Source organism: Paenibacillus selenitireducens (assembly GCF_002021565.1).
Lineage (GTDB): Bacteria > Bacillota > Bacilli > Paenibacillales > Paenibacillaceae > Paenibacillus_K > Paenibacillus_K selenitireducens.
In genome coordinates this window covers 1-3,768 of sequence record NZ_MSZX01000036.1, presented here as the reverse complement: position 1 = coordinate 3,768, position 3,768 = coordinate 1, and the positions used below count along the sequence as shown (strand labels likewise).

At 45.7% G+C, this 3,768-nt stretch carries 4 protein-coding genes; 1 reads left to right on the top strand and 3 read right to left on the bottom strand.

All coding sequences use genetic code 11. From position 1 onward, the window contains the following. Together BVG16_RS32165 and BVG16_RS32160 are read right to left on the bottom strand one after the other, a co-directional pair. Positions 1-437 (bottom strand): GyrI-like domain-containing protein (locus BVG16_RS32165; RefSeq protein WP_078503279.1); only part of this gene is annotated, 437 nt, incomplete at its 3' end. A gap of 294 nt (positions 438-731) precedes the next feature. After that, on the bottom strand, positions 732-1,313 hold the full coding sequence (locus tag BVG16_RS32160) for a DUF3238 domain-containing protein (protein ID WP_078503277.1): 582 nt from the start codon (positions 1,311-1,313) through the stop codon (positions 732-734). 444 nt (positions 1,314-1,757) lie between these two features. Here BVG16_RS32160 and BVG16_RS32155 point away from each other — a divergent pair, with 444 nt between their 5' ends. Then, positions 1,758-3,140, top strand: coding sequence for a DJ-1/PfpI family protein (locus BVG16_RS32155; RefSeq protein ID WP_078503275.1), 1,383 nt, complete (start codon positions 1,758-1,760; stop codon positions 3,138-3,140). Between the two features lie 182 nt (positions 3,141-3,322). On the opposite strand, the gene BVG16_RS32150 is transcribed toward BVG16_RS32155, so the two are convergent. Then, complete coding sequence (locus tag BVG16_RS32150) at positions 3,323-3,580, bottom strand: hypothetical protein (protein WP_078499123.1); 258 nt, start codon at positions 3,578-3,580, stop codon at positions 3,323-3,325. Between the last annotated feature and the right edge of the window lie 188 nt (positions 3,581-3,768).

Sequence of the window (3,768 nt, the reverse complement as noted above, 5' to 3'; positions counted from 1 at the left end):
GTCGGATTAAATCTTTCGTCCATCAACTCCACTACCCAACCTTTACTATGTTTGTAGCCATTCTCATCAATCCAACGGTTAAGAGAACCATAAGCATCACCTATTTTCCAAATCTCACCTTTGTGAGTATAGACAGCATAAGTGCACACAGGAGTGGTCTGGCTTACCATTCCTTGTGGAATAGAACCAATCTCTGTGACTTGAGCGGTTGTATAGTAGGTTCCAAGGTTATCGGGTGCATAATTACCTGGTTCGTATAGAGCCAATTTTTCACCAGTTCGATTTTGGATTTCCTCCATACGACTTATTAAAGAGTCAAATGATTGCGGAATTACGGTTGGGTATTCTGAATACTTCGCTTCATGCCTTGTTCCAACTGCTGAGAATCCTCTTTTGACCACTCTACACGTGTTATCTTTAACGCCTAGTTCGCTCATTTCGTTTCTCCTTTCGGTTTCTGAATCGTATAAAAAGGCATAAAATAACATTTCGATTAATATCCATATTTCCCCTGCTAAAGCACATTTGATTCTCCAAAAAACTTGCCGTTACTTGTGGTACGGTTCACCGAGTATGATCTTTAACTAACCTGCCCGTTAGCACAACGTGGCTGCCGATCATGCCGGCAGCCGCGTTTTAGTTATTTAATAAGTTATCGTATCCGTTAGCGTTGAGACCAGCACTCTTACTTTTGATAATCCGATCAATTTGGAGACGAAAGTCTCTGATTCTCATGCTTCAAAATGATATTCCATATCCCCAGCCATTGCAGCTGGCGTATCGCCCGTCTTCCGAAAGTCATGGGCGTACAGTAGTTGAAAATCCCCAAAATCCAATTGTTTATAGAACTCGAAGCAAGGGAACCCGTCATGGCTGCCCTTCACCTGCACGGTGCCATCCTTACGCGCGGTAATCTGCAGAGAGTAGTCTACCGTCGGCGCATCAGGACGAAGCGGATTGCTTGCACTCGCTCGCATGGTTAATGATGCCGTATCCCCGTTCCACACTTCATCTTCAACTCGAATACCGTCTGTAGACGATTTTCCTTGTTTGTATTCGACGGAACCGTCTGGAGCTGTCAATTTGAGCACCGTGACACCCGTATTGGCAAAAGTAGTAATTCGTTGCTTTACGAAGTCGATGACGACTTCCTGCTCCACACGGCAACGCCCGGTGTTTACCGCATATGGGGTGAATTCCCTGGCATCTGCCTGATATTCATAGATCATGCCTGTAGACGGATCTTGAATTAGAGGCAAATAGAGCATACCGCCGATAAATATACTTCCTCTAATTTTGATTATTTCTGCCATAATAGCATCCCCTTGCCTCCGAAGTTCTTTAAAAGATATTTAAAGTATTCGTTGGTTATTAGTATTTTCCTTTTTCTAACTAACCTGCCCGTTAGCGCAACAACCAACATACATAAAGAGCTCTCCAGCTTGTGCCAAAAAGGGATAAAAAAACGAAGACATCTGCTCGAATTTGCTAAGGGCAGATGTCTTTTTGCTTTATAGAGGCTCCGCTAGGATGAGAAGCGTTAGTTCTTCAGTAGTCTCATTGCTGAGCAGCGTGTTTATTACCGTTTTGTTAAAATTATAGCCCTATCGAGTCATACTAAATAATGAAAACAGACTAGGGTCCAGTGGCCGCCTAAACTTTAGGAGTGCCCCTCTACTGAACCACAGACAGATGATATGTTCTTCTTGTTTTGTTAAATTTTGAGGGTAAGCAATCGACTGGAAGGAGCGAAGCAAGTGAAAACTGTATTACGCATCATGATCTATCTCATCGTTTTTATCGTCATCGTAGGGGGGACAGGCGCGGTCGGGTTCGTCAATACGATGAATGCCGGAATGTCGGTTTACGATAAAGCCCCTCCTGCATTGACGGATGTGCAGGTACCAAAATATGACGCGAACAAACCGACAGTGGCCGTGCTGCTGGCGAACGAAGCGACGGAAGTGTTCGATTTTCTCGTCCCGTACGAGATGTTTGCGATGACTGAAGCTTACAATGTATACGGCGTTGCCCCCGATCGCGAAATTAAATCATTAACCGGCGGACTCGATGTCGTCCCGCATTATTCGTTTGACGAAATGGATGCGATGCTCGGCAAAAGCCCGGACATTATCGTCATTCCGTTTATGCCGATTTTGGACGAGAAAAAATATGCGCCTGTCCGTGAATGGATTCGGAAGCACTCGAGCGCCAAGACGACATTGATCTCCATTTGCAACGGGGCTGAAAACCTGGCGGATACCGGCCTGCTGAACGGCAAATCGGCCGCGACGCACTGGGGAGACATCAACCGGCTCATTAAAAAATATCCGGAAATCCATTGGGTGAAAGATCGGCGCTACGTCCCGCAAGGCAATATCGTTTCATCTGCCGGTCTGACATCAGGGATCGACGCTACGCTATACGTCATCTCCCAGCAGTTGGGCGAGGCGGCGGCGAAGAAAGTGGCGAAAGAGATGAACTATCCCTCTTACGATTACGTGACAAACCCGCAAATGAAACCGTTCGATGCCGGGCTGAGCGATATAACGTACGTACTGAACAACGCTTTTCAATGGAACAAAGTAAAGGCGGGCGTGCTGTTATATAATGGCGCCGATGAACTGGATTTGTCCGCCGCATTCGATACTTACGCCGCTTCCGGTACGACGACGACGTTGACCGTTTCCAGCGCGAACGAACTGATCGTAACGAAGCACGGCTTGAACCTAGTCGCGCGTTATCAGATCAAAAACGTACCGAAGCTGGCGAATATGATTGTCGTCGGTGCTGATGCCGAATCTGCAGCCGCCGAAGACATCAACCAATGGAAGAACAGCGGCAACAGCGCGAAACTGCTGTTCCTGCACCGCGACGCGGCGGATCGGTTCGCAATGGATCCCGCATTCGAGGATTTGGCCGGGCAGGAGGATATCCAGACGGCGAAATTTGCCGCCAAGCGGCTCGAGTATCGCGCTACCGACCACCTGAAGCTGGAAGGCAGCCCCTTCTCTTTTGAAGCGTTTGGCATACCGGTTTTGCTTGGCATCCTGTCCTTGCTCATCGCTTTTTTCATCGATCGGCGCTTCATCCGTAGGAAAAAGGGATCATCCGTAAATATAAGCGCTTCGAGGGGATGATTGAGTTATCGGAGGCTCAGCTATAGGTGCTAGTTATGTACCAGTCCTCGATTCTATATTCCTTTTATTTTGAAGATTATTAATGTACTCTGCCAGTTAGCACAACGCGGCTGCGGATCCATGCCGGCGGCCGCGTTTTAGATATTTATTAAGCTATCGTTCTCCGTTAGTTCAATCAACTTTCAATTTTTGGACTCTTTGGGTTCTCTAAATGATCCAAAAATTCCTGTAATAAGCCCAATTAACCCAAAAGTAAATCCATATCCAGAAGAACCTTCAAATGCCAATAAAACAATCACTCCGAACAGTATAATATGTACACCTAATAGTTGAACTTGAAGAGCACTTGGATTGATAAAGTCCAAAAATACAAATGCATAAAAGGCTGCAATAACTATTAGTGTTAGAGTGATTAAACACACAAATCCAAAACTATCCATCTCGGCCTCCTCTAAATTTCAATCATTTGCTTTCAACCACACCATTTCCCTCAGCAATATTCTTAAGTATATTCGCTTAAATTAACTTTTTTCGTACATATTGTATTTTTGAAATACCCTTAACCTCTACCACGTAATCCTGCCCGTTAGCGCAACGCGGCTHGCTNDGRYANAGTATHNATSSGYAS

Coding starts and splice junctions, on each gene's coding strand:
- BVG16_RS32160 (WP_078503277.1), bottom strand. CDS start 1,313: ATGGCAGAAATAATCAAAATTAGAGGAAGTATATTTATCGGCGGTATG.
- BVG16_RS32150 (WP_078499123.1), bottom strand. CDS start 3,580: ATGGATAGTTTTGGATTTGTGTGTTTAATCACTCTAACACTAATAGTT.